General features: G+C 71.4%; 22 protein-coding genes and 1 pseudogene. 8 read left to right on the top strand and 15 right to left on the bottom strand.

The genetic code is table 11. The features are described from left to right. Positions 1–28: 28 nt before the first annotated feature. The 4 genes from WJM95_RS23035 to WJM95_RS23020 form a co-directional block, all read right to left on the bottom strand. A complete protein-coding gene (locus WJM95_RS23035; protein WP_339131691.1) occupies positions 29–1,003 on the bottom strand; it encodes a helix-turn-helix domain-containing protein in 975 nt (324 codons plus the stop codon). A 119-nt stretch (positions 1,004–1,122) separates the two neighbouring features. After that, complete coding sequence (locus WJM95_RS23030; protein ID WP_339131689.1) at positions 1,123–1,608, bottom strand: LuxR C-terminal-related transcriptional regulator; 486 nt, start codon at positions 1,606–1,608, stop codon at positions 1,123–1,125. An 86-nt stretch (positions 1,609–1,694) separates the two neighbouring features. Then, on the bottom strand, positions 1,695–3,152 hold the full coding sequence (locus tag WJM95_RS23025; protein ID WP_339131687.1) for an aldehyde dehydrogenase family protein: 1,458 nt from the start codon (positions 3,150–3,152) through the stop codon (positions 1,695–1,697). A 45-nt stretch (positions 3,153–3,197) separates the two neighbouring features. Further along, on the bottom strand, positions 3,198–4,505 hold the full coding sequence (locus WJM95_RS23020) for a hydroxyacid-oxoacid transhydrogenase (protein WP_339131686.1): 1,308 nt from the start codon (positions 4,503–4,505) through the stop codon (positions 3,198–3,200). A 369-nt stretch (positions 4,506–4,874) separates the two neighbouring features. Between WJM95_RS23020 and WJM95_RS23015 the strand changes: the two genes are divergently transcribed. From WJM95_RS23015 to WJM95_RS22995, 5 genes are all read left to right on the top strand, one after another. Continuing rightward, positions 4,875–6,170: an ATP-grasp domain-containing protein gene (locus WJM95_RS23015; RefSeq protein ID WP_339131685.1), complete on the top strand. Its 1,296-nt coding sequence runs from the start codon at positions 4,875–4,877 to the stop codon at positions 6,168–6,170. A 1-nt stretch (position 6,171) separates the two neighbouring features. After that, the gene (locus tag WJM95_RS23010) at positions 6,172–7,434 is read left to right on the top strand and encodes an ATP-grasp domain-containing protein (protein ID WP_339131684.1); all 1,263 of its coding nucleotides are present in this window, start codon (positions 6,172–6,174) and stop codon (positions 7,432–7,434) included. After that, on the top strand, positions 7,431–8,762 hold the full coding sequence (locus WJM95_RS23005) for an MFS transporter (protein ID WP_339131683.1): 1,332 nt from the start codon (positions 7,431–7,433) through the stop codon (positions 8,760–8,762). The genes WJM95_RS23010 and WJM95_RS23005 overlap by 4 nt, the downstream gene beginning before the upstream one ends. A gap of 187 nt (positions 8,763–8,949) precedes the next feature. Then, positions 8,950–10,308, top strand: a complete 1,359-nt coding sequence (locus WJM95_RS23000) for a dipeptidase (RefSeq protein WP_339131681.1) — start codon at positions 8,950–8,952, stop codon at positions 10,306–10,308. Further along, positions 10,305–11,324, top strand: a complete 1,020-nt coding sequence (locus WJM95_RS22995; RefSeq protein ID WP_339131679.1) for a class I SAM-dependent methyltransferase — start codon at positions 10,305–10,307, stop codon at positions 11,322–11,324. Before WJM95_RS23000 ends, WJM95_RS22995 begins: the two co-directional genes overlap by 4 nt. An 81-nt stretch (positions 11,325–11,405) precedes the next feature. On the opposite strand, the gene WJM95_RS22990 is transcribed toward WJM95_RS22995, so the two are convergent. From WJM95_RS22990 to WJM95_RS22970, 5 genes are all read right to left on the bottom strand, one after another. Then, positions 11,406–12,515 carry a M14 family metallopeptidase gene (locus WJM95_RS22990; protein WP_339131678.1) on the bottom strand — a complete coding sequence of 370 codons (1,110 nt, stop codon included), beginning with the start codon at positions 12,513–12,515 and terminating at the stop codon, positions 11,406–11,408. A gap of 38 nt (positions 12,516–12,553) precedes the next feature. Continuing rightward, on the bottom strand, positions 12,554–13,321 hold the full coding sequence (locus WJM95_RS22985) for a hypothetical protein (protein ID WP_339131677.1): 768 nt from the start codon (positions 13,319–13,321) through the stop codon (positions 12,554–12,556). A 10-nt stretch (positions 13,322–13,331) separates the two neighbouring features. Then, entirely contained in the window at positions 13,332–14,060 is a 729-nt protein-coding gene (locus tag WJM95_RS22980; RefSeq protein WP_339131675.1) for a hypothetical protein, read from the bottom strand. A 21-nt stretch (positions 14,061–14,081) separates the two neighbouring features. Beyond that, complete coding sequence (locus WJM95_RS22975; protein WP_339131673.1) at positions 14,082–15,041, bottom strand: hypothetical protein; 960 nt, start codon at positions 15,039–15,041, stop codon at positions 14,082–14,084. A 383-nt stretch (positions 15,042–15,424) separates the two neighbouring features. Next, a complete protein-coding gene (locus tag WJM95_RS22970; protein WP_339131671.1) occupies positions 15,425–16,510 on the bottom strand; it encodes a hypothetical protein in 1,086 nt (361 codons plus the stop codon). 291 nt (positions 16,511–16,801) lie between these two features. On the opposite strand from WJM95_RS22970, the gene WJM95_RS22965 reads away from it, so the two are divergent. Together WJM95_RS22965 and WJM95_RS22960 are read left to right on the top strand one after the other, a co-directional pair. Further along, on the top strand, positions 16,802–17,359 hold the full coding sequence (locus WJM95_RS22965) for a glycoside hydrolase family 25 protein (protein WP_339131670.1): 558 nt from the start codon (positions 16,802–16,804) through the stop codon (positions 17,357–17,359). A 220-nt stretch (positions 17,360–17,579) separates the two neighbouring features. Further along, positions 17,580–18,752, top strand: coding sequence for a N(5)-(carboxyethyl)ornithine synthase (locus WJM95_RS22960; protein WP_339131669.1), 1,173 nt, complete (start codon positions 17,580–17,582; stop codon positions 18,750–18,752). Between the two features lie 25 nt (positions 18,753–18,777). Here WJM95_RS22960 and WJM95_RS22955 read toward each other — a convergent pair. Continuing rightward, positions 18,778–19,461: pseudogene (locus WJM95_RS22955) on the bottom strand (NAD(P)-binding domain-containing protein); the annotation flags it as partial. Between the two features lie 142 nt (positions 19,462–19,603). Then, complete coding sequence (locus tag WJM95_RS22950; RefSeq protein WP_339131668.1) at positions 19,604–19,816, bottom strand: EF-hand domain-containing protein; 213 nt, start codon at positions 19,814–19,816, stop codon at positions 19,604–19,606. A gap of 154 nt (positions 19,817–19,970) precedes the next feature. Between WJM95_RS22950 and WJM95_RS22945 the strand changes: the two genes are divergently transcribed. Continuing rightward, positions 19,971–20,603: a GNAT family N-acetyltransferase gene (locus WJM95_RS22945; RefSeq protein ID WP_339131667.1), complete on the top strand. Its 633-nt coding sequence runs from the start codon at positions 19,971–19,973 to the stop codon at positions 20,601–20,603. A gap of 31 nt (positions 20,604–20,634) precedes the next feature. On the opposite strand, the gene WJM95_RS22940 is transcribed toward WJM95_RS22945, so the two are convergent. The 4 genes from WJM95_RS22940 to WJM95_RS22925 all read right to left on the bottom strand — a co-directional run bounded on the left by WJM95_RS22940 (position 20,635) and on the right by WJM95_RS22925 (position 24,982). Continuing rightward, entirely contained in the window at positions 20,635–21,834 is a 1,200-nt protein-coding gene (locus WJM95_RS22940) for a hypothetical protein (protein WP_339131665.1), read from the bottom strand. Then, positions 21,834–22,673, bottom strand: a complete 840-nt coding sequence (locus WJM95_RS22935) for a polysaccharide deacetylase family protein (RefSeq protein WP_339131663.1) — start codon at positions 22,671–22,673, stop codon at positions 21,834–21,836. The genes WJM95_RS22940 and WJM95_RS22935 overlap by 1 nt, the downstream gene beginning before the upstream one ends. A 694-nt stretch (positions 22,674–23,367) precedes the next feature. Next, positions 23,368–23,871: an ATP-binding protein gene (locus WJM95_RS22930; RefSeq protein ID WP_339131662.1), complete on the bottom strand. Its 504-nt coding sequence runs from the start codon at positions 23,869–23,871 to the stop codon at positions 23,368–23,370. A gap of 343 nt (positions 23,872–24,214) precedes the next feature. Next, positions 24,215–24,982 carry an enoyl-CoA hydratase-related protein gene (locus tag WJM95_RS22925; RefSeq protein WP_339131661.1) on the bottom strand — a complete coding sequence of 256 codons (768 nt, stop codon included), beginning with the start codon at positions 24,980–24,982 and terminating at the stop codon, positions 24,215–24,217. Positions 24,983–25,017 lie beyond the last annotated feature (35 nt).

The raw sequence follows: 25,017 nt of genomic DNA, 5'->3' as shown, positions 1-25,017 counted from the left end.
CCCGTCCTCCTGTCGCCCCGTACGGGGCTCAGTACGTGGTCACGTCCGGTGAGCGGCCCCTGAAGGCCCGCCGGTACGCGTGGGGAGTGGTGCCGAGGAAGTGCACGAACTGGTACCGCAGGGCGGCCGCGTTGGCGAATCCCGTACGGGCCGCCACGGCCTCCATCGTCTCGTCGGTGTTCTCCAGCAGCCGCTGGGCGCTCAGCACCCGCTGGGCCAGCAGCCACCGGTAGGGCGTGGTCCCGGTCTCCGCGCGGAAGCGGCGGGCGAACGTGCGCGGTGACATGCAGGCCCGCGCGGACAGCAGCTCGACGCTGATCTCCTGGTCCAGGTTCCGCTCCGCCCAGGTCAGCACCTCGCGCACCCCGTCCTCCCCGTACTGCGCCACCGGCCGTTCGATGTACTGGGCCTGGCCGCCCTCCCGGTGCGGGGGCACCACCATGCGCCGGGCGATGGCGTTGGCGACATCGCTGCCCTGGAGCTTGCGCACGAGGTGGAGACAGGCGTCGATGCCGGCGGAGGTGCCGGCCGAGGTGAGGATCGGGTCCTCGTCGACGTACAGCACTCCGGGTTCGACCCGAGCCTTGGGATAGCGCTCGGTGAGCGCCTCGGCGTACCGCCAGTGGGTGGTGCAGCGGCGTCCGTCGAGGAGCCCCGCGGCCCCCAGGACGAAGGCGCCGACGCAGACACTGACCACCCGGGCGCCGCGGGCCACCGCCTGGCGCAGGGCCTCCAGCAGGGCGGGCGGGAAGTCCCGGGTGTGGAAGTCGTCCCCCACCGGAATGGCGATGAGGTCGGCCTCCTCCAGCCGGTCGAGGCCGTAGGGCGTGCTGATGGTGAACCCGGGCACCGCCCGCACCGACGGGGATTCCGCGGCGACGAGCGCGAAGTCGTAGGCGGGCAGACCCTCTTCGCGGCGGTCGATCCCGAATACCTCACAGACGACACCCAGCTCGAAGGGATGGACGTTGTCGAGCAGGACCGCGGCTACGTTTTTCAGCATGTTTTCCAATGTGGCAGTAATACATGGTGTTCTGACAGTCCCTCCGCTGTCGCATGGCCGGATCGACGCTCATACTCACGGCATGGACCCGGAAGCCGGTGGGATTCACTCATCGGCGCTCAGGGGTGGGACACATCGTCGACGGGCTGGCCGATGGACACGATCCCGCTGCGGATGCCCATGACGACGGCTTGCGTCCGATCGGACGCGCCGACCTTCATGAAGACCGCGGACAGATGGTTCTTCACCGTCTTCTCGGATATCCCGAGCGCCTTGGCCACCCGCCGATTCGAATTCCCCTGGGAGATGAGCACCAGAATCTGACGCTCGCGGGCCGTCAGCACGGCGAGGGCCTGGCGCGTCCCCGGCGCTTCGCCGGCGGCGGGCGGCGGGGCGGCGACGGCCGCGTCGCGGCGGCCGTCGGCCCGTAAGTCCTCGATCAGCTGTTCCTGGGCCTCCAGGGCGTCCCGTGCCTCGCCCAGGGCTTTGTGCACCTTGGCGACACCCTCGGCCAGGGCCGTCACGGGCTGGGCCGGTGCACCGCAGACCGCGCAGCACTGCCGAGTCCTCAGTTCCTCGACCGAACCGCGCACAACAGGCGACATCAGATGAACTCCCTCCACCGAGGTGAATTGACCGAACCGCTCTTCTCCGTAGGGCCGAGGGCGTGTGGAATATCCGGCGTACCGGGTCAGGAAGGAAGCTGGGCGTGGATCGCCACCGTCTTGCACCGCGTGTATTCGCGCAGCGCCTCCAGTCCCTTCTCCACTCCGATTCCCGAGCGGCGGTAACCGCCGAACGGCAGCTCGACTCCCCCGGCCGCGCTGTAGTTGTTCACGAACACCTGCCCCACCCTCAGTCGCTGGGCGAGCCAGTGGGCGCGGGTCACGTCGGAGGTCCACACGCCGGCGGCCAGTCCGTACGTGGTGTGTTCCGCGAGCGCGACGGCCTCCTCCAGCGAGTCGAAGACCGACACGCACAGCACCGGACCGAATATCTCCTCGTTGAAGACCCGGTGCTCCGGGGTGACCTCGTCGAGGACGGTGGGCTCCACGTAGAAGCCGTCGGCGTACGCCTTCCCTCCGGGGACCCCGCCGCCCGTGCGGAGGACGGCGTCACGCCGGCCCCGGGCCAGATGTCCGAGCACCCTGGCGCGCTGTTTCGCGGAGATCAGCGGTCCCATGTCGGGATCGGTCCTGCCCGGCCCGATGGTCAGGGCGCGGAACCGTTCGACGAGCGCGTCCACCAGTTCGCCGTGGACGGAGCGGTGGACGAGCAGCCGGCTGCCGGCCGAGCAGTTCTGTCCCGCGTGCTCGGTGATCGACTCCACGATCTGCGGCACCGCGCGGGCGGCGTCGTAGTCGGGCAGGACGAGGTGCGGGGACTTCCCGCCGAGCTCCAGGGTGACCGGCACGATCGTGCGGGCCGCCGCGGTCATCACGGCCTCGCCCACCTCGCGCGAGCCGGTGAAGGCCAGCCGGTCGAGGCCGGGGTGCGCGGCGAGCGCGGCGCCCGCCTCCGCTCCGAGTCCCGGTACGACGTTCAGGGCTCCCGCCGGAAGGCCCGCCTCCTCGGCGATGGCGGCGAGTCTCAGGGAGGTCAGCGGCGCGTCCTCGGCGGGCTTGAGGACACAGCAGTTTCCGGCCGCGAGGGCGGGGGCAAGGGTTCGGGCGGCGATCTGGAGCGGGTAGTTCCAGGGGATGATGTGCCCGCACACGCCGTACGGTTCGCGCAGCGTGAAGGCAGGGCGGTCCGGCCGCTGCTGGATGGTCTCGCCGCCGAGTCCTTCCACGGCGTTGGCGTAGAAGTCGAAGTAGCGGGCGGCCACGTCGGCGTCGGCCAGCGACTGGCGCAGCGGCTTGCCGGTGTCGAGCGTCTCCAGCGCGGCCAGTTCCTCGCGCCGGGCGCTCAGGATCCCGGCGATGCGGCGGCAGACCCGGGAGCGTTCCTGCGGCGTCGTGAACCGCCAGACGGTCTCGTGGGTGTGCCGGGCCGCTTCCACCGCGGCCCCGACCTCCGCCGGGCCGCACCGGGCCACGCGGGCGACGGTGCGGGCGTCCGAGGGATCGAGGACGTCGATCCACCGGTCCGTGGGAACCTGCTTCCCCGCGATGACGGCCGGGTGTTCCGGTATCGCTGCATCACTCACGGGTGCATCCAGCTCCTTGGCGTGGGGGCGTGCTCGTCCGGTCGGTCAGTGGGTCATGGAGCCGGCGACGACCCGTTCGAGATCGTGTGCGGTGACGTCCCGCGGGCAGCAGACGAGCAGCCGCTGTTGTTTGAGCGCGCCGTCGACGAGGCCGGGGAGGTCCTTGGCTGTGTAGCCGAAGTCCCGTAGCCCGGTGGGTCCTCCGGTGTCGGCCACGATGCTCAGCAGCGTGGCCGGAAGCACGTCCGAACCGTTCGCCGCCGTCACCCCGTTCAGGTTCGCGCCCAGCAACTCGGCGGCGCGCAGATGCCGTTCGGGGGAGGTCGGATAGGTGAACTCGAAGGCGGCGGCGGCCGTGGAGACGACGGCGGCGCCGTGCGGGACCATGGCGTGGTCGACCTCGTACCCGTCCGGCCGGTGGTCCCGCACCATTCCCGCCACGGGATAGGCGCAGGCGTGCGGGATGTGGGTTCCCGCGTTGCCGAATCCCATGCCCGCGAAGCTCGCCGCCCGGCTCATTCCCGTACGGGCCTCCAGGTCAGCGGAGTTGAGCACGGCCCGGCGCAGATAGCGGCCGACAAGGTCCAGGGCCTGTTCCGCCCACACGTCGCTGATCGGATTGGCGCCGATGTACAGCGGCCGGTCCCCGGGCGCGGGGTAGGCGGGGCGCCGGTCGTAGGCGCGGGCCGTGTACGACTCGCAGGCGTGCGTGAGGACGTCGTACCCCGACGATGCGGTGACGGCCGGGGGCAGGGTCAGGGTGTTCACCGGGTCGACGAGCGCGAGCGAGGACATGAGGCGCAGGTCGCTGATGCCGGTCTTCACGTTCAGGTCCGTGACGCCGAGGGCGACCATGGCGGTGCACTCGCTGCCGCTGCCGGCCGTGGTGGGCACGGCCACCAGGGGCCTGAGCGGGCCGGGAACCGGGGCTCCGGCGCCGATCGGGGCGTTCAGGTAGTCGCGTACCTGACGGCCGGGGTGGCTGAGCAGCAGGTTCAGCATCTTGGCGGTGTCGATCGAGCTGCCGCCGCCGAGTCCGACGTAACCGTCCACCCGGAGGGTCTCCAGTTCGCGGGCCGCCTCGGCGACGCTCGTGTCGGTGGGTTCCACCCGGGCCCGGTCGAACACCGTGACCGAGATGCCCTCCTGCTCGATCTGTTTGGCGACCCGGGCGGGCAGGCCGAGGGCCGCCAGGACGGGATCGGTCACCAGCAGCACCGACGCGACGCCGGCCCTGCGCAGCTCGTGTCCGATCTCCCCGGTGGCGCCGACACCGAATTTCAGCGGCGGAGCCTGCCAGGAGATTATTCGTTCCTGCTCCGGAGCCCGACCGCCCCATCCGAGCGATTCCACAGTCCGTCCCCGCCTTCATCGACTTGACTCGGAATTCCGACCGAGAAATTGCATGACGAACGGCGACGCGCACCCAGACGTCTCGGCCTGTTCGGCGAATCGACGTCACCTTCACACAGAATTTCGACCGGGCGTGGGCCACAGTAGCCAGTCGTCCTTCCTCCCGCCATAGGTCCCTTGCCCTATGACAGAAACGGCTCAATCACAACCACCGGCGCATATCGGAAGTCAGCGGATCAACACCCCGCTCCGGCCTCCGCGCCGGCCCGGCCGCGCCCTCGCGTCCAGGGGGTCGGCTGGCAGGAAATCGCGGTTGCGTGTCAGTTCCGCCACTGTCGCCGGAGCCGTCCCGGCCAGCAGAGTTGAGTCATGAAGTCCACTGGGCGGCGGCACGTGATCGTCGTAGACGGCTACCACATCAGGGACGGCGACGACCGGGGCTTCGCCAGCGCCTTCCGGGCCAGGGGCGTGGAGCCGGTCACCGTCATGAGCACCCCACGGCCCCTCGCGAAATTCGTCAAGAAGAACATCTGGTACCCCGACGACTTCGAGGCCGTCCATTATTTCGACGGCGACTTCGAAGCAATGGTAAAGATTGTGGAATCCTATGACCCGGTGGGGATCGTCACCGGCAACGAGAGCGGTGTCGAATTCGCCGCGCGACTCGTGGAACGCCTGATGCCACAGTTCCAGAACGTACCCGGCACCGCCAAATACCAGCGCCACAAAGGGGAGATGGCACGCGCCCTGGAGCGCGCCGGAGTACCCGGTCCGCGCACCCTGTCGACCGCCGACCCCGCCGAGGCCGCGGCCTGGATCGAGTCCAACGGGCTCACCGGCCGGCCGATCATCCTGAAGCCGCCGCACAGCGCCGGGACGGACAACGTGCACTTCGTGCCGGCCGGCGGCGAGTGGCTCGGCCACTTCACCCACATCCTCGGCCGGGTCAACGGGTTCGAGCTGCGCAACGACACCGTGATCGTGCAGGAGTTCCTGGAGGGGCCCGAGTACATCGTCGACCTGTACTCGGTGGACGGGCGGCACGGACTGGTCGACACCTGCGTCTACGCCAAGCACGACCGGGGCCCCCGCTACGGCATCTACGACGTCGCCGACTTCCTGGCCCCCGACCACCCCGACGTGGCCGTCCTCGCCCCGTACGTGATGCGCGCGGCCGACGCCGTCGGCATCCGCAACGGCTCCACCCACGCCGAGGCGATCATGACACCGGACGGGCCGCGCCTGGTGGAGCTGGCCGCCCGCTACTCGGGCAGCTGCATGATGATCTCCGGGTCCCTGGCCACCGGCGACAACCAGATCGAGCGCACCGTACGGCACGTCCTCGACGGGGAGTTCGTGCCGTCGTTCGAACTCGTCAGAGAGGTCCGCACCCTCTGGCTCTGCTCGGACCTGGCGGGCCCCGTGCACCACATGGAGATCCTGGAGGCGATCGCCGACCTCCCCACGACCCACTCCATGGCGATCCCGCCCGAGGGCCGGGACATGCCGCTCACCAACGACGTGACCACCAGCCTGGGCTGGGTCATCCAGGGCGCGGACGACTGGGACGCCATCGAGAAGGACTCGGCCCGCATCCGCGAGCTGGAGAGCGCGTGGAACGCGGCCCGGGCCAAGGACGCGGCCGGCGAACGGGGGACCGCCTGACATGCCGGGCCAGTCGTACGGGGCCCACGTACCCCACCTCCTGCTCATCTGTCCCCGCCACGACGTCCTGGGCAAGTTCGTCGGCCTGCCTGTCGCCCTCACCGTGGTCCACCGCCCCGGCGGGGACCGGGAGTTGGAGGAATCCCTCGCCCTCGCGGTGGTCGACGCCGACTTCACCGACCCCGACGCCCTGCTCGCCGTCGCCCGCGAGGTGCACGTCCGGCGCCCCGTGGACGCGGTGCTCGGGCTCACCGAGCTCTCGCTGCGCCCCGCGAGCGTGGTGGCGAAGGCACTGGGCGCGCGTGGCAACTCACCCGCCACGCTCGCCCTGACCCAGGACAAGGCCGCCATGCGCGCCCGTCTGGCCGACCTGGGCCTGGGCACGGTGGCCCACCGGGTGTGCGCCGACGCGGGCGAGGCCCGCGAGCTGCTCCGCCGCTGTCCGGCCGGTGTGATCCTCAAGCCGGTCGACGGCAACGGCGGCACCGGCGTCCATCTCGTGCGTACGGAGGAGGAGGTGGACCGGGCCTGGGCCTGGACCAGCGGTGCCAGGACCGGCTTCGCCTGGCCGCAGGGCGAGTCGGCCTCCCGGGTGCTGGCCGAGGAGTTCCTGACCGGCCAGGAGTTCAGCGTCGAGTCGCTGTCCGCCGCCGGGCGCCACCGGGTTCTCGCGGTCACCCTCAAACACACCTCGGGCGCACCGCACTTCGTGGAGACCGGGCACGACCTGCCCGCTCCGCTCCCGCCCGGCCCGTACCAAAGGATCGTCGGGGCGGCGCTGGACGCCCTGGGCGCCGTCGGCTACGCCTGGGGTCCCTGTCACACCGAGGTCATGCTCTCCGAGGACGGCGAGCGCGCCACCGTGGTCGAGATCAACGCCCGGCAGGGCGGCGACCAGATCTGGGAGCTGGTCCACCACGTCACCGGCGTCGACATGCTCCAGGGCGCCGTCCTCGCCCTCGCCCACGGCGTCCTGCCGGGGCAGGCCACGGGCCACGCGGGCGGCGCCTCGATCCGCTACCTCACCCCCCGGCCCGGCCGGGTCACCGAGGTGACGGGCCGGGCCGAGGCCCTGGCCATGGAGGGCGTCATCCGCATCGGCGAACTGCCCGCCGTGGGAGCCGAACTGGTCGCGCTCGGCGACTCCTGGAACCGGGCCGGGCACGTCGTCGCCGCGGGCCCCGACCCCAAGGCCGCCGCCGACGCGGCCGACGCCGCGGCCGCCCGGATCGTCGTCCGTACCGACGGGGAGCCCACCCGATGACCTCCGAGAAGGGAGACGGCGTGACGCTCGCCGGGAACTCCGGGGCACGGGCGGAGCGCGACCCCGGGGCGCGCTCCGGCCGGTTCCTCGCGGGCCGGGGTCCGGCGTACGTCGTCATCCTCGGCCGCTTCACCACCAACATCGGCTTCTTCATGGTCGTGCCGTTCCTCGCGGTGCACCTGACCAAGGACGAGGGGCTGAGCAGTTTCCAGACCGGTCTGCTGTTCGCCGTCATGGAGTTCACCCGGCGCGGGCTCGGCATCCCGTCCGGCTGGGTCAGCGACCGCTTCGGCGCCGCCCGGATCCTGACCCTGGGTCTCGCCGTCGAGGCGGGCGCCTACGTCGTGTTCACCGTGGCCGGCGGCAGCTTCGCCTTCTGGGGCGCGGCCGTCGCGCTGCTGGGCGTCGGCGGCTCCCTCAACAACAACGGCGCCCGCAGTGTCCTCGCCTCCAGCAGGTCCGGCGGGGTCGCGGCCAACCTCAGCCGCTACTACGTGTCGATCAACGGGGCCGCCCTGATCGGCCCGTTGATCGGCACCGCGCTGATGGCGGCCGGCGCGATGAAGGCGGGCTTCCTGATCGCGGCCGCGCTGCACCTGGGGTTCGCCGTGACCTCCGCGGTGCTGCTGCGCGGGCTGCACGCCACGAACGCGGCTCCCATCAGGCCCGCCGCCATGGCCGAGGCGCTGCGCGACCGCCCGCTGATGATCTTCTGCTCACTGGCGGTGGGCGGCTGGTTCCTCATCACCCAGTACCGGGTCGCGCTGCCGCTGACCGTCGTCCACCAGAAGCTCTCCTCCGACCTGGTCGGTGTGTTCACCGCGGGCAACGCCGTCGTGGTGATGCTGACCGTGTGGCTGATCGGCGCACGCGTCGAGAGACGCTCCACGATCGGCCGCCTCGACCTGTTCACGGCGTCCGGGGTGCTGCTCGGCGGCGGCTGGCTGCTGTGCGCGGTCGACGGGATCAGCCCGGTCGTCGCCGCCGTGATCGTCACCTCGATCGGCGAGTCGCTCTTCTGCGGCGTGGTCGACGCGGTCGTCGCGGGTCTCGCCACCGAGGGCCGCACCGGCCTGTATCTGGGCTATTCCACGATGGCCTGGGGCGTCGGCGGCATGTTGGGCGGCTTCGTCGGTGGCGGCTTCGACCTGGCGGCCGGCCATGGCGCGCTGACGCTGTTCTGGCTGGTGCTGGCCCTCGTGGGGATCGGGTACGGGGCGGGCACCCGCGTGGTGCGCCGCTCGCTGGCCGAGGCGGTGGACCGGCGCCGCGCCGCGGGGGCCGCCCAGGACGGCACACCCTCCCCGTCCCCCTCACCGTCCGGCTGACCGGCCGGATCACCGGCGCACCGACCGTCGGGACGGCGGCAGCCGACGGGCCGTACGACCGGCCCGCCGTGCGGCCGCGCGCGCCCCGGCGCCCTGTGCGGCCGTACGCCCGTAGGCCCGTAGGCCCGTAAGCCATCACCCGGCACAGCCCCGAACGCCCCGAAACACCGACCGAGAAGGAGGCCGCATGCCGCCCAAGGAGTTACGCGCACAGGTGCGCGAACTGATGGGCCGGGCGCAGGAGGACCTGCGGGACCTGGTCGCGCACCGGTCCGTCGCCGACCCCCGGCAGTACCCGGTGGAGGAGTGCGAGAGTGCCGCCGCCCTGGTCGCCCGGCTGTTCACCGAGGCCGGCGTCCCCGGGACCCGGCTGCTGGACACCCCGGACGGCAGCAAGGCCGTGTTCGGCCATCTCCCGGCCGCCCCCGGCTTCCCGACCGTCCTCCTCTACAGCCACTACGACGTCCAGCCACCGCTCGACGAACCCGCCTGGACCACCCCGGTCTGGACCCTGACCGAGCGTGCCGACGGCCGCTGGTACGGGCGCGGGGCCGCCGACTGCAAGGGCAACATCGTCATGCAGCTCACCGCGCTGCGGGCGCTCGGCGACCTGACCCGGCTCGGGGTGGGCGTCAAGGTCATCTCGGAGGGCGCCGAGGAGCAGAGCACCGGCGGGCTCGCCACACTGATCCGGGAGAACCCCAAGCTCCTGTACGCCGACACCGTCCTGGTCTGCGACACGGGCAACTCCGAGGCGGGCGTGCCCACGGCGACCACCGACCTGCGGGGCGTCGTGCACGCCACCGTCACCGTGCGCTCACTGGCCGGGCCGGTGCACTCCGGGTCCTTCGGCGGCCCGGCCCCCGACCCGCTCAACGCGCTGATCGCGATGCTCGCCACCCTGCACGACGCCGAGGGCAACACCACCGTGGACGGCCTCGACAACGCCGGGCGCTGGCAGGGCGCGGAGTATCCCGCCGAGCGCTACCGCCGTGACATCGCGGTGCGCGAGGGCGTCCGTCTGGTCGGCGACGGCAGTGTGGCGGACATGCTGTGGGCCAGGCCCGCGCTGACCGTGGTCGGCATCGACTGCCCGCCGGTGGTCGGTTCGGCGCCCGCCGTGCTCGGCGAGGTGACCGCCAAGCTCAATCTGCGCATCCCCTACGGAACCGAACCCGACGCCGCCTGGGAGGCGCTCAGGGCGCACCTGGAGCACGCGGCCCCCTGGGAGGTCGAGGTGGACACCGTCCGGCTCTCCTCCAGCCGCCCCTTCCGGGCCCGCACCGACGGCCCGGCCTACGCGGCGCTGGCGGAGGCGCTGCGGGAGGCGTTCGGGCGGGAGCTGACGACGGCGGGGCAGGGCGGTTCGATCCCCACCTGCGACGCGTTGCAGGAGACCTTCCCCGACGCGGAGATCGCGCTGATCGGCGTCGAGGAGCCCCAGTGCCTCATCCACGCGCCCGACGAGAGCGTGGACCCCCAGGAGATCGAACGCATGGCGCTCGCCCTCGCGCTCTTCCTGGAGTCCACGGGAGAGCGGCCGTGACGGAGCTGACGGAACATCAGGTCGCTTTCACCGAGGCCGACATGGCGGATCACCTGAGCCGGCTCGGCCGGGCGGCCCCCGATCTGCACGCGTGCGTCGACCCGGAGCGGGCGCGGGCCTGGGCCCGGCTGCTGGCCGGGGCCACCGACTTCAGGGACGACTTCGGCGACGACGGAGCCGGCGGCCGGGGTTCCTCGTACATCCGCGCGCAGGCCCGCAACCTCACCGCACGCGCCCGGGGCATCCACCATCTGCTCTCCCTGGTGCCGGCCAGGAGCGACCGCAGGCCCGCAGTCGTCGTGGACGTGCTCGGCGGCGACGGACTGGTCCGCAGGGTCGCGAAGGCCCGGCGCCTGACCGGCCTGTCCGTGCTGACCTGCGACGCCTCGCCCTACATGGTGCGTGCCGCCTGGGCGGCCCACTGTCCGGCGCTGGTGCAGCGCGCCGACCGGCTGCTCATGCGCGGCGGCAGCGTCGACGCGGTCCTCGTCGCCTACGGGTCGCACCACATCGCCGCCGAGGACCGCGCCGAACTCGTCCACGAGGCGCACCGGGTGCTGCGGCCGGGCGGGGTGCTGCTGCTCCACGACTTCCTCGTCGGCTCGCCGATGGACACCTGGTTCCGGGACGTGGTCGACCCGTACTCACGGACCGGGCACGATTACGACCACTTCACCCGGGAGGAGTTGCGGGGCTATCTGACGAAGGCGGGCTTCGCGTCGGGTGAGGTGACCGAGATGGCCGATCCGTACGTCGCGACCGCGGCCACGGCCCGGGAGGCCGAACTGGAGCTGGGGCGCTACCTGTTGGACATGTACGGGCTCACCGGGATCGAACGCAGCCACGCGGGGGACGCCGCCCGCCACACCGTGGAGCTGGCCGGGACGGTCTTCCGCGACAAGCGCGCGGACGGCTCCCTGGAGGCGCTCTCGCTGGAGTACGACCCGTCGGTGCGCGAGTGGACCTGCACCGTACCGAGGACGGCGGTCCTCGCGATCGGCCGGAAGGCCGGCTGAGGCGGGGCCGTGACACACGTCGGCGGCGGCCACCCGAGGGGGGTGGCCGCCGCCGACGTTGCGCGGAGAACTCGCGGAGGGTCAGCCGTGCTCGGTGTGCTTGGCGTCGGCGAGACCGGTGAGGGCCTGGTCGAAGACCTCGCGGGCCCGCTGGAGGACCTGTTCGCGCCAACGGGCGTCCTCCGCCGGGCAGAAGGCCTCGCGGATCAGCCGCTTGAGGCCGGAGCGGACCGCCTCGGCGGGGGGCCGGTGCCGGTGCAGCCAGTTGTCGGCGCACAGCGCGAGCAGCACCTCGGGACCCGGCTGGGTGCCGAACTCCAGGGTGATCGCGGTCAGCCGGCCGCTCGCACCGAGGCCGTCCGCCACCGCGGTCGCCGTGTTGCCCACGATCGGCGTGGAGGAGGAGGTGCCCTCGTCGGAGTCGGTGAGCGCGTCGCCGTACCAGCGGCGGGCCCGCTCACGGGCATCCGCGTCGCGGCCGCCGCGGAAGATGGGTTCGCCGGCACCGCGCTCGCCGAGCCCGGTGTGCAGGTCGACGTAGGCGACGTGCCCGGCGCCCGCGATCTGCTCGGCGACCACGGTCTCGAACACCCGCCGGGACCAGGCCGGTGCGTCTCCGCCGTAGAACAGGCCGTCGGGGTGGCGGTACTGGCCGCGGGTCACGGCCTGTTGGAGCCGCTGGGGGCCGAGCCGGTCGCGGAGCGCGGTGAGATCCGCGACGAGCTCGCCGGGTGCGAAGGCGGCGGCCTCGTCCGGCACCAGTGTGCGGTGCACGGCGTCGTACGCGTCGTTGTGCGGCGGGGCCCCGTGGTCGACGAAGTTCCGGTTGAGGTCGATGTTGTCCTCGTTGACGCGCCGCAGATGGGCGAAGCCGTACGGGTTGAGGGCGTGGACGAGCAGCACACCGGTGCCGGCACCGGCCGCGTCCTTCGCCACACCCTCCCGCAGCAGTACGCCGGTCTGGCAGGCGGAGCCGCAGAAGCCCTCGATGCCATGCGTCCCGGAGACCGTCACCAGGAGCTTCGCCGGGTCCCGCGGACCCAGAACGGCGGTGTCCACGTGGAGGGCGCCGCCGTCGGGCCCGAGGTGCCCCGGCAGCGTGAAGGTCCTCCGGCGCGCGCCCGCCTCCTCGGCGGCGGCCAGGAAGGCGGCCCTGGCCCGGGCGTAGTCGGGGGGAAAGGTGTCGGCCATGCTGCCTCGCGTTCCTGGAGTGCCTGACCTGCCTGTACTCAGCTCCGCCCGGAGGGCTCCGGTACCCCGAGGGCGGTGAGGATCGCGTGCGCCCCCGCCGGCGTGGGCACGTGCAGCAGGCACAGCACCCGGTCCCCCGGCTCGGTGTGCTCGGCGAAGTACCGGTTGGCCTCGGGCGCATGGCTCAGCGGCCGTTCCCGGTAGAGGTCGAGCGGACGGCCGATGCCGGGGAGGACCCCGCGCGCCGGGTCGAAGGCGGCGCGGGGCGCGAGCGCCGCGGCCACCTCGGCCGCCAGCGCCTCCTGGCTGTCGTCCTTGCCCGCGAGGTCCGGGTACATGCTGATGTCCGGATGCCCGGCGAACGCCGCCATCGCGCAGTGCACGACGGGGTTGTACGTCTTGAGCGCGATCACCTCGGGGAACGGCCGGCCCTCGGCGAGCAGCCGTTCGAAGTGCAGCGCCCAGCTCTCCCTGAAGACCGTGGCGCCCCGGTACGCGTCCCCGACGAACTGGATCATGATGTGCAGACAGGGCCGTCCCGAGGGGATCCCGGCCCAGCGGGAGGTGAGCAGCGACACGACCCGGTCGCGCTCACGGTCCACCCCCACGACGACGTGGTCGGCGTCGGTCAGCATCTCGCGGCGGAGCGTGAACAGCTGGCGGGTGTGGAGTCCCGGCATGGCGAGGACGAGGCCGTCCACGATCCACTTCTCGGTCGCGGTCGGCAGGTCCCGGCCGGGCGGCAGGGTCAGTACCTCGACCCCGGACCGCCCGCCGGGCCGCGTGGCTCGGTCGTCGTCGGCCACCGCTGCCCGCTCAGACCTCGGCCGCGGTGGGCAGCGGGATCTGGGCGTCGCTCTTGCCGAGCACGGTGAGCTGGTGCAGTTCCACGAAGTAGAGCTTCCACAGCCAGTAGACGTTGTGGAGGTGCTCGACGACCTTGCGCTCGTCGGCCTCCGAGTGGATCAGCGTGGACAGCACGCGCCACACGAAGTCGTCGTGGTCGTCGTCGAGGTCCGTGTTGACGTGCGCGCGGGCGCCCTTGACGTTCTCCTCGCCGAGGACGCCGCCCAGGTTGTCCAGCCAGTCGGGCTGGGTGCGCGTGGTGACGTACTCCACGAAGTACACGCTGGTGATCAGCGCCATCGGGCTGTCCTCGAACTCCATGCCGAACTGGAGGTATCCGGTGAGGAGTTTGGTGGAGAGCAGTGGTTCCGTGGAGTAGATCTGGTCCTTGGTGACGCCGACCTTGGCGAGGTCGGCCGCGAACAGCCGGTCGTGCAGCATCTCGTCGTCGGTGTAGTGCGCCCACGCCTTGGCCTGCACCGGGTCCACCTTGGTGAAGTACTTGATGGCCAGGGCGTCCACGGTCCGCTTGCGGCGCAGCCTCAGGATCGTCTCGATGTTGTGCCGCTTGTAGTAGTCGAGGTTCAGCTCGGAGGCGCTCTTCTGGTGCTGGGCGTAGGGGACGTTCTCGTAGAAGTCCTTGATGAAGGTGTCGAGGACCGCGTCGACCTTCGTGCGCAGTGCGGAGTTGATCGTCATGGCGTGCTTCCCTCCTTGGGGTCAGTGGCAGCCGCAGCTCGCGCTGGAGACGCGCTGCATCCGGCCGCGGCGTACCGCCTTGCGGGCGCCGAGGACGGCGGTACCGTCCGATGTCACCAGTGAGCTGCGGGGGCACAGGAAGGCCAGGGCGAAGCGCGTGGCCGGCGTGATCCCCAGCCCGAGGTTCACGACTCCGGCGGTGCCGCCGTAGACCTCGTTGGGGCCGCAGTTCGCCGGGATGATCTCCGTGGTGGTGTTGATCCCGAAGCCGAGTTCCCAGATGACGCGGTAGCGCGGATCGTCGGTGAGGAGCTTCTCCAGCTCCAGGGCGGCCGGGGCCGCCCCCGGGGCCTGCGGGGTGACGCCCTCGATGCTTCCGGCCCTGACGTGCAGCGTCACGGCGTCGGAGACGAGCGGCGCGAGTGCTTCGAACAGCCTTCGCTGGTCGGCGGCGTCGGCCGGGTCCCGATGGCGGTGGACGATCGGCCAGCCGCGCAGGGTCAGGTCTCCGGTCAGACCGAGCAGCCGCGCCTCCGGTTCGAAGGTGGTGATCTCGGCGGCGGTGACGCTCAGTTTGCCCGAGGGGAAGATCTGCTGGTCCCCCGCCTCCAGGACGCCCGCCTGCATGTTCCACACGCTGTCACCGGCCGTGTGGTCGAACTCGGCCTCGGTGCCGGAGACGTCGTCGACGATCGTCAGCCGGTCGCTGTCGCCCACCAGGTCGAAGAACTCCTCGGCCACGCGGACGTGTTCGGAGGCATCGGTGTGAGCGGCGGTGCGCAGGAAGTAGCGGACGTGTTCGTCGGTCAGCGGCGTGGACCCGGCCGGCAGCACGGCCAGTCTGCGTCCGCCGAGTTCCCGCGGGGTCGGCGAGTCGAGGAACTGCCCGGGGCAGACCGCCAGCACATGGGCGTCCTCGGGGACGCTCCGTTCGATCAGCTCGCCGAGGCGGGTGCCGGGTGGAAGCGTCAGCCGGAGCACCCGGGCATATCCGTCCGCGGAATTCGGGGCACCGTGAATCGGAGAACCCGAATTCTGGGCACCGTGATCCGGAGCACCGGGATTCAGGGAAATGAGCTCGCCGTGCCGTTCGCTCGTGATCAGACAGAATGTCCCGGCCGGCGGGCCGAACTGGTCGAAGTCGCTCGTCGTGAGTTCCAGCGGTGGCACGGGAGACTCCCTGGAGAGAATAAATGAGGGAACCCCGCGGCGGGGTATCGAACACCCCGCCGCGGGTCGGTACTCAGCCCAGGAGCGTGCCCAGGTAGTTGCGGTTCTTCTGCACCTTGATCTTCTTCATGGGGAGTCACCTCCTGTTGGGTTGATTTCCTTGCGTTCACCCCGGCCGGGCGGTCGCGATCCTCTTATGCGAGGGGCACGACCCTTTCCACGGTGGGGTGGTCCGGGTGTCCGATCACCGCGACTCCATTGCTGGTCAGCACGCGGGTGTCGGGCGAGATGATGTCCAGGTGGTACTGGGTGTACGGCGTGAGCCCGAGGCCGAAGTGCAGGCACCCCTCCGTACCGCCGTACACCTCGTTCATGGCGTGGTTGCCGGGCAGGATGTCGTGCGAGACGTTGAGGGCGTGGCCGATCTCCCAGACGATCCGGTACCGGGAGTCGACGGCGAACATCTGCTCCAGCATCGCCACGGCCGGCGCAGCTCCCGCGTCGAGCGCCTCCAGCCGCGTGATCCTGCCGTCCTCGACGGTGGCCTTGATCGCGTTGTCGTGCATCGCCCACAACTGCGCGTGGACACGGGCCTGGTCGGCGCGGGAGAAGGAGGGGGTGCCGTTGTGCAGGATCGGGTAGCCGCGCAGTGTGATCTCGCCCTCGAGCGGCAGCTTCAGCGCCTCGTCGAACTCCCTGATCTCGACGGGCAGCACGCTGATCTCGCCGGACGGGACGATCTGCTGGTCGCCCCAGTCCAGCGGGCCGGCCTGCTGGTTCCACACGAGCCCCTCGCGCAGATGGTCGAGCGTGGCCCGGGTGCCGTGCGCGGGGTCGACGTAGACGAGCTGCTCGGAGTCCTCGGCGAGTTCGAAGAACGTGTCGCAGAACGCCGCCTGGTCGGCCGCCGAGGTCCGCTCCATCACCCCGAGGAAATGCCGGATCTCGTCGAGACCGGTGGGCGTCGAGTTGCACGCCATTCCCATGATCTTCCGGCGGCCCACCAGAGAGGGATCCGGTGACTCGAAGAACCGGTGCGGCGAGACCACGAGCACGTGCGCGGGTTCCGGGATCCTCTTCTCGAGAATGTCCTCGAACCGGTCGCCCGCGTCCAGTGTGATGGTGATGAATTCCCGGTACGGAGCCGTCTCGACGACTTCGAAACGGTTCACCAGCTCGGAATTGGTGATCAGACAGAAGGTGCTTCCGGTGGCTTCACCGAACTGGCTGAAGCGGCCGGGATCAATGGCTATCTGCGCGGACACGATCACTCCCGTCATGACCTTTTCCCTGTTTCTCGCCGTGGTCACCAATGTGACGGCTGAAGGGGGCCCGGGGATATAGGGCTATGGTCCCTGCCCTTTGCCGGCGGCTGGGACTTCCGTCCGTCCCCACGGGTTCCCGGCGCGTCCGCGCGGGCACGGAGCGGTCCCGGCCCGCCCCCTGCGGTCACGCGTGCGAGCGTCAAGGGGGCTAAGTGGGGTAATTCCAAAGGAAGTTGTTGTTCCGCTCGGGTCCCGGGCACCGCCCCGCGCGACCCGTCTCCCCCCCCATGCACGGAGGCTCCACCCATGCTGCGAGGCATCGACGTCAGCGCCTACCAGCCGTCCGCGTACGGCACCGCCGGGCTCTCCTTCGTCTTCGTCAAGGCGACGGAGGGCCATTCGTACGTCAACCCGAAACTCACCGCGCAGGTGAGGACCGCCCGCGATGCGGACTGCGTCGTGGGCTTCTACCACTTCCTGTGGCCCGGGGACATCACCGCCCAGGCCGAGTACTTCGTCGCAAAGGCCTCCGAGCGGGCGGGTGACCTGCTCGCCGTCGACTGGGAGACCACCGGCGACGGCACCCACGCGAGCAACGCGGAGAAGGACCGCTTCATCCGGAAGGTGAAGGAGCTGCGCCCCGACAACCGCGTGGTGCTCTACACGAACCGGGACTTCTGGCTGAACATCGACACCACCTCGTACGCCGGCGACGGTCTGTGGATCGCCGACTACGTGAGCGCGGGCGAGCCCCGTATCCAGGCGAAGTGGCGCTTCCACCAGTACACCGCCGATCCGGTGGACCGGGACGTCGCGGACTTCGGCAGCAAGGCCGCGCTCCGCGCGTGGGCGAACAGCGCCTAGGGATGTGCGGCGCCCAGGAGGCTTCGGCGCGTCCCCGCCCGGGGGCTCCGGCGCCTCCCCGCCCGCCGGGCCCGAACGAGCGGCGGGCGGTCGGCGTCCGGGACCGGAGTACGGTTGCCTTACCGAGCGCACCTCGCACGCCGCCATCCGTCGCGGCGTCGCCCTCGGGGAACGGCAAGGCCGGAGCACACCGCGTCCGGCAGGAAATGAGCCGCCCCACATGAGTCTGATGAGTCTCGGAGTACTGGCCTCCTCCCGCAAGGAGAACGAGTTCCGGTTGCCGCTGCACCCCGGCCACCTCGACCGGATCGCCCCTGACGTGCGCGAGAGGATCTTCCTCGAAACGGGCTACGGCCGGCGCTTCGGCGTCACCGACGACGCGCTGCGGCCCCTCGTGGCCGGATTGCGCTCCCGCGAGGAACTCGTCGCCGAGTGCGACATCCTGCTGCTGCCCAAACCCCTGCACGAGGACGTCGCCGAGCTGCGCGAGGGCCAGGTCCTCTGGGGATGGCCGCACTGCGTGCAGGACGAGAAGATGACCCAGATCGGCATCGACAGACGGCTGACGCTGATCGCCTGGGAAGCCATGAACCACTGGACCTCCACGGGCGCCTTCAGCGTCCACGTGTTCCACAAGAACAACGAACTCGCGGGCTACTGCTCGGTGCTGCACGCCCTGCAACTCGGGGGGCTGACCGGCAGCTACGGACGCCGGCTCCGCGCGGTGGTCATCAGTTTCGGTGCCACGGCACGCGGAGCGGTCACGGGCCTGGGCGCCATGGGGGTCTCCGACGTCACGGTGCTCACCCAGCGCGAGGCCGCGGCGGTGGCCTCGCCGATGCCCTCGGTCGTGATGGGCCACTTCGAGGAGCAGCCGGGCGACCCCTCACGTCTCCAGGCCTCCACTCCGGCCGGACCCGTACCGCTCGCGGAGTACCTGGCCGGGTTCGACATCGTCGTCAACTGCATCCTCCAGGACACCGACGCGCCGCTCACGTTCGTCACCGAGGAGGAGCTCTCCCGGTTCCGGCCGGGCACGTTCTTCATCGACGTCGCCTGCGACGAGGGCATGGGCTTCGCCTGGGCCCGCCCGACCACGTTCGGCGAGCCCATGCCCACCGTCGGCGCGGGCTGCCACTACTACGCGGTGGATCACAGCCCGTCCCACCTGTGGAACTCCGCCACCTGGGAGATCAGCGAGGCGCTCCTCCCCTACCTGCGCAAGGTCATGAGCGGCCCCGCCGCCTGGGACGCCGACATCACGGTCCGCAAGGCCATCGAGATCCGTGACGGGGTCGTCCAGAACCCGAAGATCCTCTCCTTCCAGCACCGCGCCGCCCTCTACCCGCACGCCCCGCGGATTCCGGCGGACACGCTGAGGCAGGCGGTCTAGCGATCGCGTGATGCGGCCCCCCGGGTCACCCGCGGAAGTCCGCCTGCCGCTCCGGGGACGCCTCGGCCAGGGCCTTCGTCACCGCGTCGCGGCCTTCCTGGAGGCCGTAGACGGGGGTGCCCGGCTGCTGGCGCCAGGAGTCGTCCAGACCGCCGGCGTCGACGGTGTCGAAGCCGATCTCCTCGATCAGGTCGCGCACGCGCCGCTTCGCCGCCGCGTCGTCGCCCGCCACCGGCAGGGCCATGCGGTCGGGGGCGCCGGCCGGCCGGGCGCGGTCCAGGATGTCCTGCGCGTAGGTGCCGTTGAATGCCTTGATCACCGTGTGACCGAGCTGCTGGGCGGTCCAGCGGCTCTCGGTGAGACCGCCGTCCTCGATCCCGTCGATCCTGCCGTCGCGCTGCCGGGGGTAGTAGTTGCCGGTGTCGATGACGGCGGCGCCCTCGGCGGCTCCGTCCAGGATGCCGTCCGGCAGGTCGGGCACGGCCTTGAGCGGGATCGTGACGATGACGACGTCCGCGCCCTCGGCCGCCCGCTCGACCGTGACGGGGGTCGCCCCGGTCTCCTCGGCGAGCGCGCCCAGCGTCCGGGGACCGCGGGAGTTGGCGACGGAGACCTCGTGACCGACGGCGGTGAGCCGCCGCGTGAGATTGCCGCCGATGTTGCCCGCGCCGATGATGCCGATCTTCATGAGAGACAGATCCTTCCGGAGGTGATGCTCCTGATGGGCTCACCAACCCCGGGAACGCGGGCGCTATTCCGGACATGACGCGTTCGGGTGACCGCCCTCGCGCGGGCCGCGTACGCGGAAGGGGCGCCCTCCGGAAGACCGGTGGGCGCCCCTTCGGCGGGCGTCACTTGTTCAGGTGGATCCAGAACTCGTCGAACGAGAGGACCTTGTCGCCGTTGAGGTCACGGGTGGCGATGATCGCCTCCGCCACCGACTCGGTGACGTTCCAGTCGCCCCCCTGGGCGAGAGCGGTCTTGAACTCGGCCGCGGTGATGAACCCGTCACCGTCCGTATCGATCCGCTCGAACTGCTTGCGTGCTTCCTCGATGTCGGCCACCGATCCGCCCCTTCGTCGTGCATCACTGCGTGTGTTGCTGCCTGTGTACGGGGGTCAGATTAACGGTCCGGGTGAGCGCGCAGTGCGGCGAGTACCGTCGGACCGATCTCGGCGAGGCCGGCGCCTCCAGGGGCGGAGACTCTAGGAGCACGCGATGGACATCTTGCGGGACCTTCTCGACGCGGCCGCGCGCGGTGTCTTCCCGCCGGCCGACGGCGCCACCACGATCGTCCCGGCGCCCTCGCACCGGGACGCGGGGGTCCTCTCCCTCACCGGGCACTCGGTCGTCTTCACGGACGAGGACCCGGTGTGGGTGCGGTCCGCGCTGCGGGCGGCCGGCAGCGACCCCCTCGCCGCCCCGCTCAGCCCCCGTTTCCTCACGGCCCTGATGGACCGCACGGGCCGCGCCCACGACACGGTGGACGCGCTGCTGGTGGGCACACCCCTGCCCGGCGGGGCGCCGCCCGGCCTGGTGGAGCTCGCCGATCCGGAGCACCCGCGCGTCGCGTACGCGCGCGAGCGCCGCGACGAGGTGCGCGCCTGGGCCGCGGACGGCGGTGTGCTGGTGCTGGGCCGTGGCGTGGCCGGCCGGCTGGAGGTCTCGGTCGAGGTGGCGGACGGGGTACGGCGCCGGGGCCTTGGCCGGCTGCTGGTGACCGCCGCCCGGCACCTCGCGGCGGAGCCGGTGTGGGCGCAGGTGTCGCCGGGCAACGCCCGCAGTGTGCGGGCGTTCCTGGCGGCGGGCTATCGGCCGGTGGGGGCGGAGGCGCTGCTGCTGCCCGGCTGAACGGGTCGCGCGGCGCCCTCTGCCGAACGGGTCAGCGGAAGATGCCGGTGTGGCCGAGCGAGTAGCGGCCGGGCTGGGGGTAGACGGCGAGACCGTGCGGGCCGCTGCCCACGTGGATCCGGGCGATCTGGTGGCCGGTGCGGGTGTCGATGGCGTACACCTCCGAGTTGTAGCGGCCGGAGAGCCACAGGACCTTGCCGTCCGCCGAGACACCGCCCATGTCGGGGCTGCCCCCGTCGGGCAGGTGCCACTTCTTGGTGAGCCGGTTCTGGGTGAAGTCGAAGATGGAGATGGTGCCTTCGCCGCGGTTGGAGATGTACATCTCGCGCGAGTCCCGGCTGACGTAGAGGCCGTGGGCGCCCTTGCCCGTGGGCAGCAGGGTCGGCCGGGTGAACTTGTCGCCGTCGAGGACCCACACGCCGTCGGCCATCATGTCGGCGATGTAGAACCGCTTGCCGTCCGGGGAGATCTTCACGTCCTGCGGCATCGCCCCGTGGAAGGGCAGCTTCTGCTGGCCGATCACCTTCATCCGCTCGGTGTCGACCTTCAGGAGTTCACCGCTGAACTCGCAGGACACGATGAAGTAGCGGCCGTCCGGGGAGAAGTCGGCGTGGTTGACGCCGTAGCAGCTGACCGGCTCCGTCCTGACGGTCTTCATGGTGTGCGCGTCGCGGAAGACGAGCTCGCGGTCGAGGGAGGCCATCACGATCGCGTACTTGCCGTTGGGCGTGAAGTAGAGGTTGTACGGGTCGTGCACGTCGACCGGCTTGCCTGCCTCGCCGGTCTTCGGGTCGATGGGGGTGAGGGTGTTGCCCCGGTCGTTGTTGACCCACAGGGTCTTCAGGTCCCAGGAGGGGACGACGTGCTGGGGCTGGACGCCGACCGGGATCGTCTCGATGACCTTGTACGTCGCCGGGTCGATGACCGAGACCGTGTTGGAGTTGGTGTTGGGCACGTAGACCCGGGACGGGAAGTCCTTGACCACCGGGGAGAGCCGGTTCGGGCGGTCGGCGGCGTAGACGTCCGAGGGGTCGAGCAGGGGTGGCATGCCGGGCAGGCCCTGGGCGGCCGGCTTTCTGACGGGGGCCGGCGGGACGGCCGCCTTGGTGGTGGTGCGGTTCTGGTCCGCGTGGTTCTGGGAGGAGGCGCCGCAGCCCGCGAGGGCGGCGAACGTGGTGAGGGCGGCGCCCGCGATCAGGGCGCGGCGCAGGGAGGAGGGTGGCGTCAGCATCAGCTCAGCAACTCCGTGGTGGTGACCGCGCCGAGGCCGCGGCGGTCGAGTTCGTGCAGAAGGGCGGGGAGGGCGGCGACCGTGTCGGCGTATCCGAAGTGCAGGCTCACGACGGAGCCAGGACGGACCTCGGCCAGCACCTTGCGGGTGACGGCGGCGGCTCCCGGAGAGGTGTAGTCGAGGGAGTCGACGTCGTAGGAGAGCGTGTGCGGGTAGCCCGCGTCGCGGGCGAGGCGCTGGACCAGGGGGGAGGCCCGGGGGCTGCGGGAGGGCCGGAACCAGGTGCCGATCGAGCCGGTGAGCTTCCTGAGACGGTCCGCGCAGCCGCGGATCTCCGCGGCCGCCTCCGCCTCCGTCATGGCGTTGATGTCGAGATGGCGCTGGGTGTGGTTGCCGAGGTCGTGGCCGCCGTCGAGGATCCGGCGGGCGAGGTCCGGGTGCTCGTCCAGCCAGGTGCCCACGGCGAGGACGGTGACCCGGGCGCCGGCCTTCTCGGCCTCGCCGAGCAGGGCCTTCGCCACGGAGGGGTCGCCCTGTCCGTGGAAGGTGAGGGCCACTTTGGACGGACGGGTGCGGGGGCCGTGGGTGATCTCGGGGGGCTGGGAGGGATAGCGGCGGGGTACGGGGGCGAGCGCGGGGGCTCCGCGGGTCGTCGTGGCGTGGGGTGCGCTGGGCGCGGCCGGAGGGGTCGTGAGGTTCTGGGCGTGGGCGGTTCGCGGGGCGGAACAGCCCGCGGTCACTCCGGCGGCGAGGGTTCCTGCGGTGAGCGCGAGTCCCGTGAGCAGGGCAGCGCGCCGGGGCGGGGCGGAGGCTGCGGGGTCTTCGGCGGGCGTGGTCACCGGACCATTTAAGGGTGAATCGGCCGAAAAACCGGCGATTGGTCCGCCTGGGTGGTGGTGCGGGTCGCTTCACGGCTTTCGGTCACGGGGCTTCGGGACACGGGGAGGCATCCCCCACGGGACGCGGGCACGGCACCCACCCGGGGCCACGGGCCGACGTACACAGCACCGCCTCGGGCCACAGGCGCGGGCACGCCGCCCACCTGGGACCACGGGATGACGCTCTCGAGCAGCCCCACCGGGGCCACGGAACGCGGGGCACGGCACCCACCCGGGGCCACGGGCCGACGTACACAGCACCGCCTCGGGCCACAGGCGCGGGCACGCCGCCCACCTGGGACCACGGGATGACGCTCAACGGGCACCCGCACCGGGGCCACAGGGGCGCGGGGCACGGCATTCGCCACGGGGTCATGGACTCCGGGTGACGGCGTCCGCCCCGGGCCCGCCGGGCTCCGGGCGAGGGTGCCGCACAGGGGACCCCGGGTCCGAGAGGGGGACGGAGGGCTGTTTTGGATCAGTCGGCCCGCGTCTGCGATAGTCGGGTCTGCGACCTCCACCCATTGACCCGGGCCACGGTTGTCGCCGGTGGCGCGGTTCACACCCCATTCGTTCCGCGACACCCCGCAAGCCCCGGCTGCCACGCGGCCGGGGCTCACGCGTACCCGGCCGGACGGACCGGCGGACCCGGCGGTCAGCGGTCGACGACGCGCATCTCGAACCAGGTGGTCTTGCCGCGGGGCAGCAGGTCGACGCCCCAGCGGTCGGAGAGCTTGTCGACGAGGAAGAGGCCCCGCCCGCTCAGGTCCATCTCCTGGACCGGCATGAGACAGGGAAGGCCGCGGGAGGGGTCACGGACCTCGACACGGATCCAGCCGCGGCGGCGGCGCATACGGAGTCCGAAGACGCGGGCGCCGGTGTGCCGTACGGCGTTGCCCACGAGTTCGGAGACGAGTAAGACCGCGTCCTCGGTCAGCTTCGGGGACAGACCCCAGTGCCGCAGGACCACGACCTGGGTGAGCCGCCGTGCGGTGGCCGCGGACTCCGGACGGGACGGCAACGGCACCTCGCCCTCGGTGGGATTGCCGAACAACTCCAGTGCCTTGAGCGCCCGTTCGTCCTCGACCGCAGGTGTCCAGCGCGCCGCGGTCGCACTTCCGTGCCGCCGCGGCTGTTCCATGCCCTCCAGCCCCGCCATGCCCCCCATCATGGCCGCCCAGAGCCCCCTCCGGGGCCGTTCCGAAGGAATAGGCCCCCCGGAACGCGACATTCCACCCCATCCGATCGGCATATGCCAGAGGCAGTTCGGCGACCTCCGGAGCCGCTCCGACCTGCCGGAACGTACCGGTCCGGGGCAATCGCCGCCGCGTCGGGACAAGGCGTGCTTAAGGTTGCCTTAAGCCTGGGATAAAGCGCCCCTTCGAGGGACACCGTCCCGACACCCCGTCAACCGTGAGTGGACCAAGGGGAGAAGCGAGGGTGAAAACGGCCGCGCCGGCCCGGGAGGCGGACGCCTCGTCGCGGGCCGGCGCGGCGGACGGTCAGAGGAACTTCGCCTTGCCGGGACCCTCTTCCACGAAGCTCCGCATGCCCCGCTCGCGGTCCTCCGTCGCGAACAGACCGGCGAACCAGTTCCGTTCGATGGCCAGTCCGGTCTCGATGTCCGTCTCCAGGCCCGCGTCGATCGACTCCTTGGCGGCGCGCAGCGCGATGGCCGGGCCCTGGGCGACTCGGGCGGCCCAGGCGTGCGCGGCGGTGTGGACCTCGTCGGCGGGGACGACCCGGTCGACCAGACCGAGCGCGAGGGCCTCGTCGGCCTTGACCATCCGGCCGGTGAAGATGAGGTCCTTGGCCTTGGAGGGGCCGATCAGCCGGGAGAGCCGCTGGGTGCCGCCCGCGCCGGGGATGAGGCCGAGCAGGATCTCGGGCTGGCCCAGCTTGGCGTTGTCCCCGGCGATGCGGTAGTCGGCGCACAGGGCCAGTTCGCAGCCGCCGCCGAGCGCGTATCCGGTGACGGCGGCGACGACGGGCTTGGGGATGCGGGCGACGGCGGTGAAGGAGTCCTGCAAGGCCCGGGACCGTACGACCATCGCGGCGTGGTCCATGGCCTGCATCTCCTTGATGTCCGCGCCCGCCGCGAACACCTTCTCCCCGCCGTACAGCACCACCGCGCGGACGTCGGACCGCCGGGTGGCCTCCTCGGCCAGTTCCTTGAGGCGGTCCTGCGTCGCCACGTCCAGGGCGTTCATGGGAGGGCGGTCCAGGCGGATGGTGCCCACGCCTTCGGCCACTTCGAGATGCACAGTCATGGAAGCAGGTTAGTGGCCGTTAACGGAACCGGGCC

It is taken from the genome of Streptomyces sp. f51 (assembly GCF_037940415.1).
Taxonomy (GTDB): domain Bacteria; phylum Actinomycetota; class Actinomycetes; order Streptomycetales; family Streptomycetaceae; genus Streptomyces.
Note: the sequence above shows the minus strand (reverse complement) of the source record. Positions and strands in the feature narration are given on the sequence as shown.

Coding starts and splice junctions, on each gene's coding strand:
- WJM95_RS23015 (WP_339131685.1), top strand. CDS start 4,875: ATGAAGTCCACTGGGCGGCGGCACGTGATCGTCGTAGACGGCTACCAC.
- WJM95_RS22960 (WP_339131669.1), top strand. CDS start 17,580: ATGAGTCTGATGAGTCTCGGAGTACTGGCCTCCTCCCGCAAGGAGAAC.
- WJM95_RS23005 (WP_339131683.1), top strand. CDS start 7,431: ATGACCTCCGAGAAGGGAGACGGCGTGACGCTCGCCGGGAACTCCGGG.
- WJM95_RS22945 (WP_339131667.1), top strand. CDS start 19,971: ATGGACATCTTGCGGGACCTTCTCGACGCGGCCGCGCGCGGTGTCTTC.
- WJM95_RS22925 (WP_339131661.1), bottom strand. CDS start 24,982: ATGACTGTGCATCTCGAAGTGGCCGAAGGCGTGGGCACCATCCGCCTG.
- WJM95_RS23000 (WP_339131681.1), top strand. CDS start 8,950: ATGCCGCCCAAGGAGTTACGCGCACAGGTGCGCGAACTGATGGGCCGG.
- WJM95_RS22980 (WP_339131675.1), bottom strand. CDS start 14,060: ATGACGATCAACTCCGCACTGCGCACGAAGGTCGACGCGGTCCTCGAC.
- WJM95_RS23035 (WP_339131691.1), bottom strand. CDS start 1,003: ATGCTGAAAAACGTAGCCGCGGTCCTGCTCGACAACGTCCATCCCTTC.
- WJM95_RS22965 (WP_339131670.1), top strand. CDS start 16,802: ATGCTGCGAGGCATCGACGTCAGCGCCTACCAGCCGTCCGCGTACGGC.
- WJM95_RS23010 (WP_339131684.1), top strand. CDS start 6,172: ATGCCGGGCCAGTCGTACGGGGCCCACGTACCCCACCTCCTGCTCATC.
- WJM95_RS22940 (WP_339131665.1), bottom strand. CDS start 21,834: ATGCTGACGCCACCCTCCTCCCTGCGCCGCGCCCTGATCGCGGGCGCC.
- WJM95_RS22990 (WP_339131678.1), bottom strand. CDS start 12,515: ATGGCCGACACCTTTCCCCCCGACTACGCCCGGGCCAGGGCCGCCTTC.
- WJM95_RS22930 (WP_339131662.1), bottom strand. CDS start 23,871: ATGGCGGGGCTGGAGGGCATGGAACAGCCGCGGCGGCACGGAAGTGCG.
- WJM95_RS22970 (WP_339131671.1), bottom strand. CDS start 16,510: ATGACGGGAGTGATCGTGTCCGCGCAGATAGCCATTGATCCCGGCCGC.
- WJM95_RS23030 (WP_339131689.1), bottom strand. CDS start 1,608: ATGTCGCCTGTTGTGCGCGGTTCGGTCGAGGAACTGAGGACTCGGCAG.